17 protein-coding genes are annotated in these 15,425 nt (G+C 40.2%); 1 reads left to right on the forward strand and 16 read right to left on the reverse strand.

The window, feature by feature from the left end:
- Positions 1-21 precede the first annotated feature (21 nt).
- The 11 genes from NSS70_RS13425 to NSS70_RS13475 form a co-directional block, all read right to left on the reverse strand.
- Positions 22-1,788 (reverse strand): ATP-binding protein, encoded by a 1,767-nt coding sequence (locus NSS70_RS13425; protein ID WP_094246154.1) that lies wholly within the window; start codon positions 1,786-1,788, stop codon positions 22-24.
- A complete protein-coding gene (locus NSS70_RS13430) occupies positions 1,785-2,507 on the reverse strand; it encodes a response regulator transcription factor (RefSeq protein WP_066247683.1) in 723 nt (240 codons plus the stop codon). Before NSS70_RS13430 ends, NSS70_RS13425 begins: the two co-directional genes overlap by 4 nt.
- A 91-nt stretch (positions 2,508-2,598) precedes the next feature.
- The gene (gene ccsB / locus NSS70_RS13435; RefSeq protein ID WP_066247681.1) at positions 2,599-3,774 is read right to left on the reverse strand and encodes a c-type cytochrome biogenesis protein CcsB; all 1,176 of its coding nucleotides are present in this window, start codon (positions 3,772-3,774) and stop codon (positions 2,599-2,601) included.
- Positions 3,775-3,798: 24 nt separating this feature from the next.
- Entirely contained in the window at positions 3,799-5,430 is a 1,632-nt protein-coding gene (gene resB / locus NSS70_RS13440) for a cytochrome c biogenesis protein ResB (protein ID WP_130157473.1), read from the reverse strand.
- Positions 5,431-5,446: 16 nt separating this feature from the next.
- Positions 5,447-5,968 carry a thiol-disulfide oxidoreductase ResA gene (gene resA, locus NSS70_RS13445; protein ID WP_063388628.1) on the reverse strand — a complete coding sequence of 174 codons (522 nt, stop codon included), beginning with the start codon at positions 5,966-5,968 and terminating at the stop codon, positions 5,447-5,449.
- 171 nt (positions 5,969-6,139) lie between these two features.
- Positions 6,140-6,877: a pseudouridine synthase gene (locus NSS70_RS13450; RefSeq protein ID WP_063388629.1), complete on the reverse strand. Its 738-nt coding sequence runs from the start codon at positions 6,875-6,877 to the stop codon at positions 6,140-6,142.
- Positions 6,878-6,976: 99 nt separating this feature from the next.
- The gene (locus NSS70_RS13455) at positions 6,977-7,507 is read right to left on the reverse strand and encodes a spore maturation protein (protein ID WP_063388630.1); all 531 of its coding nucleotides are present in this window, start codon (positions 7,505-7,507) and stop codon (positions 6,977-6,979) included.
- Between the two features lie 2 nt (positions 7,508-7,509).
- Positions 7,510-8,100, reverse strand: a complete 591-nt coding sequence (locus NSS70_RS13460; protein ID WP_063388631.1) for a nucleoside recognition domain-containing protein — start codon at positions 8,098-8,100, stop codon at positions 7,510-7,512.
- Positions 8,097-9,227 (reverse strand): D-alanyl-D-alanine carboxypeptidase family protein, encoded by a 1,131-nt coding sequence (locus tag NSS70_RS13465; RefSeq protein ID WP_066247679.1) that lies wholly within the window; start codon positions 9,225-9,227, stop codon positions 8,097-8,099. The genes NSS70_RS13460 and NSS70_RS13465 overlap by 4 nt, the downstream gene beginning before the upstream one ends.
- A 124-nt stretch (positions 9,228-9,351) precedes the next feature.
- Positions 9,352-9,936, reverse strand: coding sequence for an SMC-Scp complex subunit ScpB (scpB, locus tag NSS70_RS13470; protein ID WP_327848146.1), 585 nt, complete (start codon positions 9,934-9,936; stop codon positions 9,352-9,354).
- Entirely contained in the window at positions 9,917-10,687 is a 771-nt protein-coding gene (locus NSS70_RS13475; protein ID WP_340808033.1) for a segregation/condensation protein A, read from the reverse strand. The genes scpB and NSS70_RS13475 overlap by 20 nt, the downstream gene beginning before the upstream one ends.
- Before the next feature lie 187 nt (positions 10,688-10,874).
- Between NSS70_RS13475 and NSS70_RS13480 the strand changes: the two genes are divergently transcribed.
- Complete coding sequence (locus NSS70_RS13480) at positions 10,875-11,399, forward strand: DUF309 domain-containing protein (protein WP_340881781.1); 525 nt, start codon at positions 10,875-10,877, stop codon at positions 11,397-11,399.
- Here the strand turns inward: NSS70_RS13480 and NSS70_RS13485 are convergent, their stop codons facing one another.
- The 5 genes from NSS70_RS13485 to ribD all read right to left on the reverse strand — a co-directional run bounded on the left by NSS70_RS13485 (position 11,400) and on the right by ribD (position 15,327).
- Positions 11,400-11,768 carry a GNAT family N-acetyltransferase gene (locus NSS70_RS13485; protein ID WP_327848148.1) on the reverse strand — a complete coding sequence of 123 codons (369 nt, stop codon included), beginning with the start codon at positions 11,766-11,768 and terminating at the stop codon, positions 11,400-11,402. It abuts the gene before it with no gap.
- Positions 11,769-11,895: 127 nt separating this feature from the next.
- A complete protein-coding gene (gene ribH / locus NSS70_RS13490; RefSeq protein ID WP_340882536.1) occupies positions 11,896-12,366 on the reverse strand; it encodes a 6,7-dimethyl-8-ribityllumazine synthase in 471 nt (156 codons plus the stop codon).
- Between the two features lie 21 nt (positions 12,367-12,387).
- Positions 12,388-13,581, reverse strand: coding sequence for a bifunctional 3,4-dihydroxy-2-butanone-4-phosphate synthase/GTP cyclohydrolase II (locus NSS70_RS13495; protein WP_340881783.1), 1,194 nt, complete (start codon positions 13,579-13,581; stop codon positions 12,388-12,390).
- A gap of 13 nt (positions 13,582-13,594) precedes the next feature.
- Positions 13,595-14,239, reverse strand: coding sequence for a riboflavin synthase (gene ribE / locus NSS70_RS13500; protein ID WP_094246158.1), 645 nt, complete (start codon positions 14,237-14,239; stop codon positions 13,595-13,597).
- Positions 14,212-15,327 (reverse strand): bifunctional diaminohydroxyphosphoribosylaminopyrimidine deaminase/5-amino-6-(5-phosphoribosylamino)uracil reductase RibD, encoded by a 1,116-nt coding sequence (gene ribD / locus NSS70_RS13505; protein WP_340881785.1) that lies wholly within the window; start codon positions 15,325-15,327, stop codon positions 14,212-14,214. The genes ribE and ribD overlap by 28 nt, the downstream gene beginning before the upstream one ends.
- Positions 15,328-15,425 lie beyond the last annotated feature (98 nt).

Here is a 15,425-nt window from a genome sequence, read left to right on the forward strand (position 1 = left end):
ACAATAAAGATCGGCAAATTTTTACGATGTTTGCGGCAATAATACGGTAAATGTCGTTCCAACATTTAATTTGCTGTGAACTTGTATTACCCCTTTATGGGCATCAACAATATTTTTCGCAATGGCAAGCCCCAGACCCGTACCTGCTCTTCCACGCGTTCTCGCTTTGTCAGCTTTATAAAAGCGTTCAAACACAAACGGCAGATCTTCTTCACTGATTCCGCTTCCTGAGTCCTGAACATCTATTTTTAAACCATTGCTTTCTGAAATAATTACTTTTACAAATCCTTGTGCACTCGTATGGCGGATAGCATTGTCAATTAAATTGGTCAGTACTTGCTCAATGCGGTCCGGATCAAACGAAAAGGAATCCGTTTGAACATTCAGCAAATATTCGAGGTGAATCTGTTTTTCTTTTGCAATGCCTTGAAATTTGCGAATAATTTTTTCAATAAAAGGCTTCAATTTGACATCTTGTATATTTAAGGAAATATGTCCTGCCTCCATTCTGGCCAAATCCAATAAATCATTCACCAATCGGCCCATTCGCAATGATTCGTCATAAATAACCTGAACAATCTCCTTCCGCTCCTTTTCGCTTCCTGCAATGTCATCGCGAAGAGCTTCGCTGTATCCTTGCAGCATGGCAATAGGCGTCCGCAGCTCGTGGGACACATTGGCAATAAAATCAATTCTTAATTTGTCGAGACGTCTTTCCTCCGTTATATCGCGCAAAACAACGACCGCTCCTCGAACACGATTTTGATTATAAAGAGAGCTCATGATCACTCCCCATGTTCTGCCTTGCAAAGTAATCTCAGTAACCTGCTCGCGGTGAGTCGTCGTCACTCGTTTAAATAGCTCTTCAATAGCCGGCGGAAGCTCATGTTCCTTTTTCGGATCCATTCCGTTTTCATAATACCATGCCTGCAAAAAACGTTCAGCAGGAGGATTTGTGACTAAAATCGTTCCATCGATATTTAACGTAATGACACCGTCGGCCATGCTGCTTAAAATGTTTGAAAGCTGTTCTTTTTCTTGCCGCAAAGCGTTAATATGGAATTTCACCTGCCGGCCCATTTGGTTAAAGGCAACAGCTAATTCACCAATTTCATCGCTTGTCAGCTTCGGAACTTTCGTATCAAATTTTCCATTCGCCACTTCAATTGCGACTTCTCTCATTTTTCGGAGCGGATAGGTAATGCGGGTTGATAAAAAAAAGGCAAAAACGGTAGTTAATATAATAGCTATAAATGCTGCCATAAAAATATATTTAGTTGTTTGTTTTGTTGTTTCATTAATGGCAGACAAAGATTGTACGACAAATATCGCTCCAGATTGATAAGGCACTCCGACGATCATCATTTCATTGTTGAATTTATTGTGATCATTCGTTTGCGGAAAGCTTTTTACAAGGCTGATTTTTTCTTGATCTTCCAATACTTTTGACAGTTCTTTCTCACTGATGATTTCATTTAATGAATATTGAGCGACACCCGCCCCGTCATTTTGCTTTTGCCAATATGTTTTTCCACCATCAACGATATACACACTTGTTAGTTTATCAGAAAGTTCAGTTGCGATGGAGCCGGCTAATGGTGTATTTTGATGATTTTCCATAATAATGGCTGCTTTATTGGCAAGCTGGGTCAATTTTTGCTCGGCATCTTTTATATGATAATTTTCCATAAACTCGAGCAGCAAAATGGTTAAAATCGACAGAACCACTATCACAAGAAATAAAATGGTCATCCAAAGCTTGCCAACAACGCTTCTCCAAAATTTCATTCTTCAACGACCTCGAATTTATAGCCGACACCCCAAACAGTCACGATCATTTTGGCGGCTTCAGGCGAAACTTTGTTTAATTTTTCCCTAAGTCTTTTCACATGAGTGTCAACTGTTCGTAAATCTCCAAAAAATTCGTAATGCCATACTTCCTTCAGCAGCTTTTCCCGGTCGTATACTTTATCAGGAGTTTTTGCCAAAAAATAAAGCAGCTCGTACTCTTTCGGGGTTAAGTTGACTTCCTTGCCGTCGGCCGTCACGCGATGAGCATCATGATCGATTGTTAAGTGCGGGAAAACGATCACATTTTTCGCCGATGAATCGGTTTTTAAATAGCTTGTTTGTGACGCCCTTCTTAAAATCGCTTTCACACGCAAAACAACCTCTCTCGGGCTGAACGGTTTTACAATATAATCGTCCGCACCGACCTCAAACCCTTGAACACGGTTTACCTCCTCTCCTTTTGCTGTCAGCATAATGACAGGAGTGGCTTTCTTTTCTCTCAGCTGCTTGCACACTTCGATTCCGTCAATTCCGGGCATCATAATATCCAGAATAATCAAATCATAATCGGCACAAAGAGCCTTTTCAAGCGCTTCATCACCATTTTCCGCCTCATCTATTTGATAATTTTCCCTTTCTAAGTACATTTTCAAAAGCCTGCGAATTCTTTCTTCATCATCTACCACTAAAATCGTTACATCCTGGTTCTCTGACATATTTTATTCCTCCCTTGATCAGGTTAAAAAAGAGCTGACTCAAATGATAATGATCCAAATTCCAGCATGTATCATGAGTCAGCCAATCCGTTTATGCATATGAATGTAAACCAGCTATCACAAGGTTTACAAAAATTAAATTAAACATGATGATCGCAAATCCAATAACCGCAAGCCATGCTGATTTTTCTCCATGCCATCCTCTCGAAAGCCGTAAGTGAAGATATGCCGCGTAAAACAGCCAAGTGATCAATGCCCAAACCTCTTTCGGATCCCAGCCCCAAAATCGGGTCCAAGCGATCTGCGCCCAAATCATGGCAAATATTAAAGCACCTAGTGTAAATACTGGGAATCCAATCGCTACTGAACGGTAGCCAATTTCATCCACCACATCCAAATTTAAATTTTTCACTAAAGGCTGCAACGCTGCAGAAATACGCTTTCTCAATATTAGGCGGATCACTCCGTATAAAATCAGTCCTACAAATGTGGACCATAAAACAGTGTTCACCTTTCTGGCCGATAAAATCGCCGGCAATTCCACAAATCCTGCAAGCCGATCTTTTGTCAGCAATTCTCCTTCGTGCGGCGCTACGAGAGCAGGCAAATGAAATTCCATTTCCGCCTCTTGTCCATTTTTATCGATCCATTTAAACACTGATTCATAATCCATTGCTCGGAACACGGTTGTGACAATGACAAATGCAAGTGTTGTGACTAATACAAACATGACAAATTCAAGCCAAAACGTCTTTTTTGTTGCTTTTGATTGGTCCACAACCTTTGTTAAATACAGGACTCCGGCTACAAAGCTGATCGCCAAAATAGCTTGTCCGGCAGCAGCTGTTGTTACATGGATTTTCAGCCAATCGCTTTGAAGAGCTGGTATTAAAGGGCTGATTTCTGTCGGAAACATGCTGGCATATGCAATCAATAAAAGTGCAACTGGCAATGTAAATAAGCCAAGTGCAGACAGCTTATAAATAAAATAAATAATGATAAATGCTCCTACTAGCATCATACCAAAGAATGTCGTGAATTCAAATAAGTTCGAAACCGGGGCATGTCCAGCAGCGATCCATCTCGTAACGAAGTATCCCAGTTGAGACAAAAAACCGAGGATCGCCGCCGCAATGCCTAATCGCGCCCATCTATTCGGTTTTTCATCCTTTCCTCTTTTGTCACGGATGGCACCGCCAAAAAAGAATGTTCCTATTAAATACAAAATAAACGCAATGTATAATAAAGTGCTGCTAAGTTCAGCCACAAACTTCCCCTCCTTCATGAGGTTCTATTCTTTTAATTGTTTTTGGTCAACAGGCTTTTGAATTTCAGTATCGCGCAAAATGATGTCCAATTCATTTTTTAATCCAAACCAGTTTTTGTTTGTATGCCCCGCCAGCATGATTTTGTCGTTATCCGCTTTCAGCCATATGCGGCGATGCTGCCAGTACAATCCTTGAATTAAGCCTATCATAAAAATGGCTCCGCCGACACCGAGCACCCATAAAGTTAAATCTTTTCTTACAACTAGACCCGTTAAGTTTTTCGTTTCAATTCCTGAAAATTTCATTTTGTATTTGTTATTCTCGTTAGGTTCAATCGTTTGCTGGATGGCAACGAAACTCGTTTCTCCCTTCGGTCTGTCAGGTGCAATCATTTTAAAAACAAATGCCGGGTTGTTTGGCACTCTCGACCGCGTGGCTGGATTGCCTTCGTCATCAAAATAAAAATCTGGAAGATAGCTGGCAATTTCAACAGCATAGCCGTTTCCTAAATCATATTTCTTTTCTGGGTTTAAGAGGTCAATGACAACTTTCCCGAAGCTTTTCCCCGATTTTTTATCGATAAGATCAAACGTCATTTTATTTAATTCATTCAGCTTGTAATTCACTTGATAGACAGCATAAGAATCAAATTTCAACGGTTCGTTGACGCGAATGCTGAAGTCTTTTACCTCTTTTAATTTTGGTTCTTCACCCGGCAGGCTGTCTCCCTGCTTTTTATAAAGCGTCACATTTGATTGGAAGTTTTTAGCTACGCTTCCATCGCCGACACGGTCAATCGCTTCCTGAAACACATCTTTTTCTTTTTCCTTTTGATAAGTTTCCAAAATGAATTGATGATGTTTCAAATAATACTCGCCATTTGTCCCGGGTATTTCTTTCGTTTCCCCTTCTCTTAACCAGAGAACCTCATCCACATACATCCCCGGGAAAAAGCGGAGCATGGCTCCAATTAAAAAAATAATCAATCCGATATGATTGACATACGGACCCCATCTGGAAAATCGATTTTTCTCTGCCAAAATGTTTCCATTTTCTTCTCGAATGCGATAACGGCGCGCTGTTAAATTTTTTTTAACTTGTTCTACATTTTTTTCAATATTGTCCACATATGATTCGCTAAAAAGGCGCTGTCTTTTCAAAAAAGACTCGTGCCGAGACACACCTTGATTTTTCAAGGCACGATAAAGTGGAATAACCCGGTCAAGCGAGCAAATCACAAGCGATATTCCAATCGATGCGATCAAGGTCATATACCACCAAGAACCGTATAGGCGGTGGAAGCCTAATTGATAATAAAGCTGGCCTAAAATTCCATATTCATCTTTATAAAATTGCTCTGGCGTTACGTTGGAAGGTATGTACAATTCTTGCGGAAAAATCGTTCCGATTGCTGATGCGATCAGCGTTATCACAATCAGCCAGACTCCAACTTTAACAGAAGAGAAAAAATTCCATACTTTATCGACGATCGTTTTATTATATGTTTGAGAACGTCTGGCACTTCCGTCATAACGCATATCATGAAGTTTTTCCGAATTGCCTTCGCCCTCTGCTGCCAAGGCCCGTCCGCAATTTTCACACAGCACAGTACCGAACGGATTTACATGACCGCATTCACATTTCACATGATTCATGTTGAAAACTCCCTAACTATGGTTTTATCATTTCCATGTAATCTCGAACTTCCCGTTCCGTCATTGGTGCAGTAATGATTTTGACAACCTTCCCGTTCTTATCGATGAGAAACGTAGTAGGCAGCGGATCTACATCATATGCATGAAGCACCTGCTGATTTTTGTCAATGACAATCGGGAAATTGAGTCCGTATTTTTCCGCAAATTTTTCCACTACTAATTTTGATTCGCCAACGTTGACAGCTAAAACTTCCACGCCTAAATTTTTATAGTGCTGATATTGTCTTTCAATGTAAGGCATTTCACGTTCACAAGGTTTGCACCACGTTCCCCAGAAATTGAGAAATACCCCTTTTCCTCTATAATCGGAAAATTGATGCTTTTTTCCTTCTAAATCAGTAAGAACAAAATCAGGCGCAGCTGATCCGACTTTCACTTTTTCTTTGCTCATAAAAAAATTTGAATAGAGTGTATATCCAAGAGCACCTAATAAAATAACAAGAATAATCGAGCGAGTAATGAGTCGCCTTTTTTTCATCGTGTGTACTCCCTTTGTTTTTCATTCGCTTGTTATTATATCATTGAATTTCCGTTCATTCAGAAAAATAATTTTGACGTTTATGTGACATAAAAACGTGTAAGCCCCTAAAGCAGTACATTGTTTGCAACGTTTTGTCGGTATAAATGCGAAAGCTTAACCGATTTTAGGCTAAACTCTCGCATGCTTGCCGTGCTGGGCCAGCGCCCGCAATCTCTTCACCTCGTGGGGAGTAATTTCGCGGAACGCACCCGGATTGAGCCCTTTTAAATCTAAAAATGCGTACCGTTCTCTTTTCAGCTTCAGCACAGGATAGCCGATTTTATCAAACATTCTTCTAATTTGCCGGTTTCTTCCTTCATGAATGGTAATTTCGATTATACACGTTTTTTTTCTTTTATCTAAAGAAAGCATTTTGACTTTTGCTGGTTTTGTCATTCCATCTTCCAGCATGATCCCTTGCTCCAGTTGTTTTAATTCTTTCCTTTCTGGAATTCCTTTAACTTTCGCTACATACACTTTATCAATTTCATATCGTGGATGCATTAACAAATTAGCAAAATCGCCATCGTTTGTCAGGATTAGAAGGCCTGAAGTATCATAATCAAGTCTGCCGACCGGAAAGATGCGCTGCTCAAAATCTCGAAAGTAATCGGTGACGACTTTTCTCCCTTTTTCATCTTTCACGCTCGAAATAACTCCCCTAGGCTTATAAAACAAAATATAAATCGGTTCTTCCCTTTCTACCGGAATCCCGTTTACCTCCACCTTGTCCTCGTCAGATACTTTTGTTCCGAGCTCTGTTACAACTTGTCCATTTACAGTAACTTTTCCGTCCAAAATTAATTGCTCCGCTTTTCTTCTTGAAGCAATTCCCGAACGCGCTATCACCTTTTGCAAACGTTCCATTGATCTCACCTCTCTAAAAATATTACCTTCTTTCGGTCTGGTTACACAAGATGAACGCATTTATTTTTTTGCAAATAAAAAAGCTAAGCTCATTAAAGCTTAACCGAAAAGGAGCGTAACAATTATTATGGAAGAAAGGATGGCTGCAAAATCCGCCAGCAGCCCAACCTTTATCGCATCGCCCATTCGCTTGATCCCAACAGCACCGAAATATACTGTAATGATATACAAAGTCGTGTCTGTGCTCCCTTGCATGGTGGCTGCCAGTCGGCCGATCAACGAATCCGCTCCATGCATTGAAATTAAATCGCTCATAATTCCTAACGAAGCTGTTCCAGAGATGGGCCGAATTAACGCCAGCGGAACAATTTCCGCCGGGACGTGGATAGCTTGAAACATCGGTTTTAACAGGTCCATAAAAAAATCGAGAGCCCCTGAAGCGCGAAAAACAGACACTGCCACGAGCATGCCGACAAGATACGGAATAATGGAAAAAGAAATTTCGATTCCTTCTTTTCCACCTTCAACAAACGCTTCATAAGTTGGAATGCGTTTAAAAGTCCCGTACAACAAAATAAAACCGATGATCAATGGGATCAGCCATATCGAAACAGCACTAATGAACACCATCGTTATTCTCCTTTTCTTTTTCGTAAATAGTAAAAATAGCGGTCAATCATAATAGCGGCTATGGTAGCAAAGAAAGTCGACAGAAGCGTTGGCACGACAATATCAGTCGGATTATGCGAACCGTATGTCATTCGTATAGAAATTACAGTTGTTGGAACAAGAGTCAATCCAGTTGTATTTAATGCTAGAAAGGTGATCATGCTTCTGGACGCCTGGTCTTTATTTTTGTTCAATTTTTTCAACTGCTCCATCGCCTTAATTCCCAACGGTGTAGCTGCGTTTCCTAGCCCAAACATATTGGCGAGCAAGTTTGACAGCATGTAGCCCATCGCAGGATGCTCAGGGGGAACATCAGGAAAAATTCTCCTCATCAGCGGTTTGAACAGATTCCCTAGCTTTTCTAACAGACCGCTTTTCTCAGCAATATTCATTAAGCCTAACCAAAATACAAGCACGCTGATGAAGCCAAAGGCAATGGTGACACCCTCTTTTGCACCTGAAAAGACGGCTTTATTCACTTCCTCCATTGTTCCGTTGAACATTGCAAATACGACGCCGATCAAAGTTAAGGCAACCCAAATAATATGAATCATGCGGAAACACCCAGCATATCAAAAAATAGATCGATCATCTTTCCAAACCAGCCATGCGGAGGCTCTACATCACCGTTTTCAAAATAGATCGGCACTTCTTCAATCGTTTCGCCATCGAGCAACACTCTCAATGTTCCTACTTTTTCTGGAACCTTTTCAGGATGGTTCTTCCACGAAGCCTTCGGTTTTGCTAGGAATAAACGGATGTTTATTTTGTTTTTTTCTTCCTCCATCAGCGGATAAACAATGTCGCGATTAATGAAGATGCGGTCTTTGTAAAACTTGTTGTCAATGGCAAGGTATCCTTCTTTTTTGATCGTCACTTGATCATATTCGCTGAACGCGCTGTTAAACATGGACATATGGTCGTTCCAATCATCGGGAGCATTTAGCGTAACAGCAATTAAATGTAAATCATCTTTTTCCGCAGTGGAGACTAATGTTCTATTTGCCCTCTTTGTGTACCCGGTTTTACCGCCTGTACAATATTCATATAAATTTAAAAGTTTGTTTTTATTTTTCCACTGAAATCCGTCTTTTTTATAAACTTTTGTTCCAAATATTTTGCGGAACGTTTCATTCTCCATGGCGTATTTCGTTAAAAGAGCCATATCATATGCGGTAGAATAGTGGTTTTCGTGATCATCCAAACCGTGCGGGTTGGCAAATTCAGTATTTGTCATGCCGATTTCCTTCGCCTTTTCGTTCATCATAAATACGAAACCATCTAAACTGCCTCCGACAAATTCAGCAATCGCCACCGCAGCGTCATTTCCGGACCTTAGCATAAGACCATAAACCAAATCTTCCAGCTTCACCTTTTGCTTTTGCTTAAGATATATGGAAGACCCTTCAGTTCGGACAGCGCGGTCACTGACAGTCACATTTTGATCCATTTTTCCTGATTCAATTGCTAAAATCGCCGTCATGATTTTCGTAATGCTTGCAATGCGCATTTTTTTATGTGGGTTTTTTTCAAAAAGGATCCGGCCGCTCTCCTGATCCATTAATATGGCGCTTTCTGCACTAACTTCAATCGTATGAGTTGCATGAGCTGTCGGGATAAAAAAATGGCCTATCAATATAAAAAGAATGAATACATTAATACGTGATGTCCATTTGTTCATTAATGCTTTCACGTCCCTTTATTCGATTCGTTTTGTACAAGTTTATGCAAAGAAGACAACCGTATGAACGGAATTTGAAAGAATGTGAAATAAAAATAAGTCTCAGACTGCCGCCTGAGACGACTTACAAGTTATTTAATTTTTCAAAGAATAAATCTGCCTCTTCTTGAATAAAATGCTCTTCATTCTCGATCTCTGTCAATGAAGGCAATTCTTCGATCGTTTTTAATCCGAAATATTCAAGAAACTCTTTTGTCGTTCCGTATAAAATAGCTCTTCCCGCTCCCTCTTCTCTGCCGACTTCTTGAATAAGCCCTTTCGCTGAAAGGGTCCGGATCGGCCTTTCTGACTTTACCCCTCTAATTTCTTCTATTTCAATCCGGGTAATCGGCTGTTTATAAGCGATAATGGCCAATGTTTCAAGCGCAGCCTGAGAGAGTGATTGGTTCATAGGAGTTTCCATCAGCCGCTTTAAATATGGTGCATGCTCCTTTTTGGTTGTGAGCTGGTAAACCCCTGCGACTTCTACAAGGTCGATCCCCCGTTCTTTTTTTTGGTATTCCTCTTTTAAATCTTCAATAATGCTTAAAACCGTTGCCTCGTCAATTTCAAGAACGGAAGTTAATTGCTTGATGGAAAGGCCTTCGTCCCCAGCCGCAAATAAGAGCCCTTCCAAAATGGATTTCCATTCAATAATCCCTAAACTCATGCAGCTTTTCACTCCCGTAAATATAAATTTCTGAAAAATTATGTTCTTGTTCTACATGAACGTATTCATTTTTCATCAGCTGAAGCAAAGCTAAAAAAGTCACGACCATATAATCCTTCCTGTCAGCTGGAAAGAAATCGTGAAACTCCTTTTTCTTTTTCGTTGCCTTCAGCTCCATGATCATTTCCTTCATTCGTTTTTCGATCGGGATTTCTTCTTTTGCTACGGTTCGTTCGATTGGCTTTTCAATTTTTTTTCGTTTTAGCATTTTTTGAAAGGCAGCGATCATATCATAAACCGTTACGTTTCCTTTTTGCAAAATCGGCTCTTTTTCCTCCAAATATTCGCTCAAGTCGCTTGGAGGCTTCGTATAGACAAGCGCCCGTTCACTTTCCAGTTCTTTCAGCTTTACTGCCGCTTCTTTATATTTCTTGTATTCAATTAAACGGGTAACAAGCTCATCTCTCGGATCGGACTGCTCTTCTTCGATGATTTCCTCGTCTGACCACTCTTCCTCCTGTCTTGGAAGGAGCATTTTGCTTTTAATCGACAATAATGTGGCTGCCATCACTAAATATTCACTGGCAACATCCAGCTCAAGCTCCTGCATCGTGTGAATATATTCCATATACTGTTCTGTTATTTCGCTGACAGGGATATCATATATATCAATTTCTAAACGATGAATTAAATGCAAAAGCAAATCTAACGGACCTTCAAAAGCTTCTAACTTTACTAGATACATTACCAGATCATCACCCTCGATAAATGGCTAATTTTTAGTATAGACCAATAGAAAAATACATCCAATACTCTTTTTCAACAAAGCTCATTTTTTGTTTATTTTTAAATCAGGCATGAATACTTTCTTTCTTTCTTTTTTGCAGCCATTTTCATAAACTATAACATATATAGTAGAAAAAAGGAGTTTTCTCAATATGTACCCACCTGAATATATTGAGTTTTTGTATCATTTTCATTGTGACCGGGATTATTTTGAATGTCATGAAATTTTAGAAGAATTGTGGAAAAAAGATCCTAAAGAAGAGAGAAAACAAATCTGGGTCGGGCTCATACAAATTGCCGTTAGCTTTTATCATTACAGGAGAAAAAATTTCAATGGTGCTGAGCGGATGATGAAAAATGCTATTCGCATTTTAAAAAATGAAACGGCGTCTCTTAACAAACTCGGTTTGGATGATGAACAGCTCTTACATATTTTACAAGACACTTTTGGTCGAATTCAAAAAAGAGAACCATATAAAAGCATTCAGCTGCCGATTTTTGATCAAAACCTTTACGAAATTTGCTTAACAACGGCAAAGGAACGAGGAAAAACGTTCGGCAAGCCTAGCGATATTTCAAACGTTTTTTTAATACATAAACATAAAACAAGGGATCGAACGGACATCATTGAGGAGAGATTGAAAAATTGGCATAAAAAAAGAAAAAGAAGAGAGTGATCAGCTCTCTTCTTTTTCCATTTGTTCATGGTCGCATTTTTCAAAAAAGGATTGAATTTGTTCGCTAGGAATAACATGTTTATCTTTATATAGCTCTTTTACGGCATTGATCATTTTTTTGCCGATTCCTTCATGACGATGGGACGGGTTTACGCAAATATGCTGAATTTCCACTATTCCTTTATCTTTCAATTCAACGCCGATCACTCCGATAACATCTTCTTCCTTCCATAAGAAAAGCTGCCAATTTTCGTCATTTTCATACGTTTTCATCGTTTGCTGGAGCTGCTTTAAATCCTTTTCACTCGGCATAAAGGAAAGAAGCCCCATCGCAATTTTTTCAAAAGCTTTCTTATATCGAACTAACATGCTGGATCCCTCGTTAATATATAACATTCTTTCAAGAAAGATTTTATGGGCAACTGGTGTTGAATCCCATTTATCGTATTGCTCTTAACATTATATACATTTTCTTATGAATTTTAAACTGTTTTCTTTAAAGTTGGGCGAGGGATTTGATTAAATTTGCCATTTCAATTGCCGATAGTGCTGCTTCCCAGCCTTTATTGCCCGCTTTCGTTCCTGCTCGTTCAATCGCTTGCTCGATATTTTCCGTCGTGACGACGCCAAATATTACCGGCACTCCTGTTTGCAGAGAAGCGTTCGCAATCCCTTTTGCCGCTTCATTGCATACGTAATCGTAATGCGTAGTGGATCCACGGATAACTGTTCCTAAGGCAATGACCGCATCGTATTTTTTGGACTCAGCCAGTTTTTTGGATACAAGCGGGATTTCAAAAGCCCCCGGAACCCATGCAACATCAATGTCGCTTTCCGAAACGCCGTGGCGGATGAGAGCATCGATTGCTCCGCTTAACAGCTTGCTTGTAATAAATTCATTAAATCTTGATACGACAATTCCGATTTTCAAATCTTTTCCGACTAAATGTCCTTCAATTTTGTTTATGCTCATTAGTATAACCTCCCGCTAAATATGAAGTAGATGTCCTAGTTTCGATTTTTTTGTTTTCAAATATTTTTCATTATCCTTGTTTGCCGGTATTTCAATTGGAACCCGCTCCAATATTTCAAGTCCGTATTCTTGCATTTCTTTCATTTTTCTCGGATTGTTTGTCATTAAACGAATAGACTTGGCTCCAATATCCTTCAGCATCTGTGCTGCAACAGCATATTCTCTTTGATCCGGCTGAAAGCCGAGCTCCTCATTTGCTTCGACCGTATCATAACCTTTTTCTTGAAGCTTATATGCTTTCAATTTATTTATTAGCCCGATCCCCCTGCCTTCTTGGCGCAAATAGAGCAAAATTCCGCTTCCTTCTTTTTCAATTTCACTCAATGCAGAATGAAGCTGCGGGCCGCAGTCGCATCTGTGAGAATGAAAGACGTCTCCTGTCAGGCATTCTGAATGGATTCTAACTAAAACGGGATGCTCCGGCTTAATTTCACCCTTCACCAGCGCAATATGCTCTTTTCCATCATACAAGCTGGTATAACCGATGGCTTTAAAACGGCCAAAACCTGTCGGAAGCTCGATTTCCACTTCTTTTTTGATTAATTCCTCCCGTTTTCTGCGGTATTGAATTAAATCTTGAATCGTGATCATTTTTAAATTGTATTGTTCCGCTATTTCTTTTAATTGAGGAACCCGAGCCATTGTTCCGTCTTCATTAATAATTTCGCAAATGACGCCAGCTGGAAAGCATCCTGCCAGCTTTGCCAAATCAACGGCTGCTTCCGTGTGGCCGGCTCTTTTTAATACTCCTTCGTTCTTTGCAATCAACGGGAAAACATGTCCGGGTCTTTTAAAATCCACCGCCCTTGCATCCGGCTGAATGAGCGACTGAATCGTTTTAGCTCGCTCATATGCGCTGATTCCCGTCGTTGTTGTTTGATGATCGATGCTGACAGTAAACGCGGTTTGGTGCAAATCTGTATTTTCCGCTACCATAGGGTGAAGCTGCAAACGGTGCGCTAACGATTCCGTGATCGGCACACAAACGAGACCTTTTCCTTTCGAAATCATAAAATTGATCATTTCAGGGGTGGAAAACTCAGCTAGACCGACAAAATCTCCTTCGTTTTCCCGATTCTCATCATCCACGACAATGATCACTTTCCCCTGTTTTAAATCTGCGATGGCATCCTCAATGGAATGAAACATTATTCTATCACCTCTATTCACTGTAAAAACCGTGCTTTTGCAAAAAATCAACGGTAATTCCGGTTGGCGCCTCTTTGCGAGCAAACTTTTCTAAATATTTCCCGATCAAATCACATTCAATATTGACCTTATCGCCAATCTCCTTTTCCCCAATAATTGTTTCTGAATATGTGTGAGGAATAATCGAAATCGTAAAGGTTTGTTCTGTTAAGCCAAAAATGGTTAAACTCGTTCCGTCAACTGCAACTGAACCTTTTAATATCATGTAATAAAGCAAATCTTTAGGAGCTTTAATTTGATAATAAACAGCATTTTCCTTTCTTTCTTTTTTGACGATCGTGCCAACGCCATCAACATGTCCTGAAACGATGTGGCCGCCAAATCGGTCGCCAACAGCCATTGCCCTTTCCAAATTCACCTTTGATCCGGTTTTTAATGTACCTAATGTCGTTGCTGCCATCGTCTCAGGCATGACATCCACAGAAAAATAATTCGATTCAAAGTCGGTGACCGTTAAACAGACTCCGTTGACGGCAATGCTGTCGCCTATTTTTACATCTTGCAAAATGTTTTTTGCATAAATTTCTAAAATTACTGCTTGATTCGTTCCTTTTACTGATTTGATTTCCCCTATTTCTTCAATGATTCCAGTAAACAATCTTGTCCACCTCTTTTCGGAACGGAGACAATTTTCACATCTTCTCCTATTTTCGTAACGGACTGAATTTCAAATGAATGTGCCATGCTCATCTTTAATGCTTCATCGCCCATGACGGCTGATATTCCTTCAGGGTCTCCCAATATTTTGGGTGCAAAATACACGATTAATTCATTCACCGCTTCCGCTTTTAAAAATGAAGCATGGACTCTTGCTCCTCCTTCAACGAACAGGGAGGTGATGCCTCGCTCGCCTAATATTTTTAAAATATTTGGGATATTCCATTGATCATGTAAAGTCAACACTTCTATTCCTAATTTTTTCAGTTCCGCTTTTTTATTGAGAACCCCATCTTGGCAAATGACCCAAGTTTCTGCTTCCTTGTCAGTTATCACATTGGCATCCAGCGGAATTCGCAGATGGGTATCTAAAATAATCCGTATCGGTGTTCGTTTGCGATCCGGCAGCCGACAAGTCAGACTTGGATTGTCTTTTATAATTGTATTAACACCCACTAAAATGCCGTCGTGTATTTCTCTGTAACGGTGCACATCCTGTCTTGCTTCCTCTCCGGTAATCCACTTGCTGTCACCTGTTTTTGTAGCAATTTTCCCATCGAATGTTGCGGCATATTTTAATGTGACAAACGGAGTGTTTGTTTGAATGTAATGAAAGAAAACTTTGTTAAGTTCATGTCCATTTTTTTGCAATATCCCGGCTTCCACATCGATTCCAGCATCTTGCAAAGCTTTCACACCGCGTCCACTTACGAGAGGATTCGGATCCAAAGCAGCTACAACGACCCGTTTAATCCCTCTTTTGATAATAAGCTCAGAGCAGGGAGGAGTTTTGCCAAAATGGCTGCAAGGTTCAAGCGTGACGTACAGCGTTGCACCTTTTGCCTTTTCCCCAGCCATATTTAAAGCATGAACTTCCGCATGGGGTTCCCCAGCCTTTAAATGCGCTCCAAACCCGATCAGTTCCCCATCCTTCACAACGACCGCTCCCACCAACGGGTTAGGGCTCGTTTGGCCGATTGCTTGTTTCGCTAGCTGAAAGGCAAATTCCATCCATTTTTCGTCATTCATGAAGGACACACCTCCCTTTTGTTGATTTCAAAACAAAAGCCCCGGGTTTGTTCCCCCAGGGCTTGATGATCACTTTAATGAAAAGAAGGTATACTCAA

Origin of the sequence: Aeribacillus sp. FSL K6-2848 (assembly GCF_038004325.1) — a bacterium.
GTDB classification, from domain to species: domain Bacteria; phylum Bacillota; class Bacilli; order Bacillales; family Aeribacillaceae; genus Aeribacillus; species Aeribacillus composti.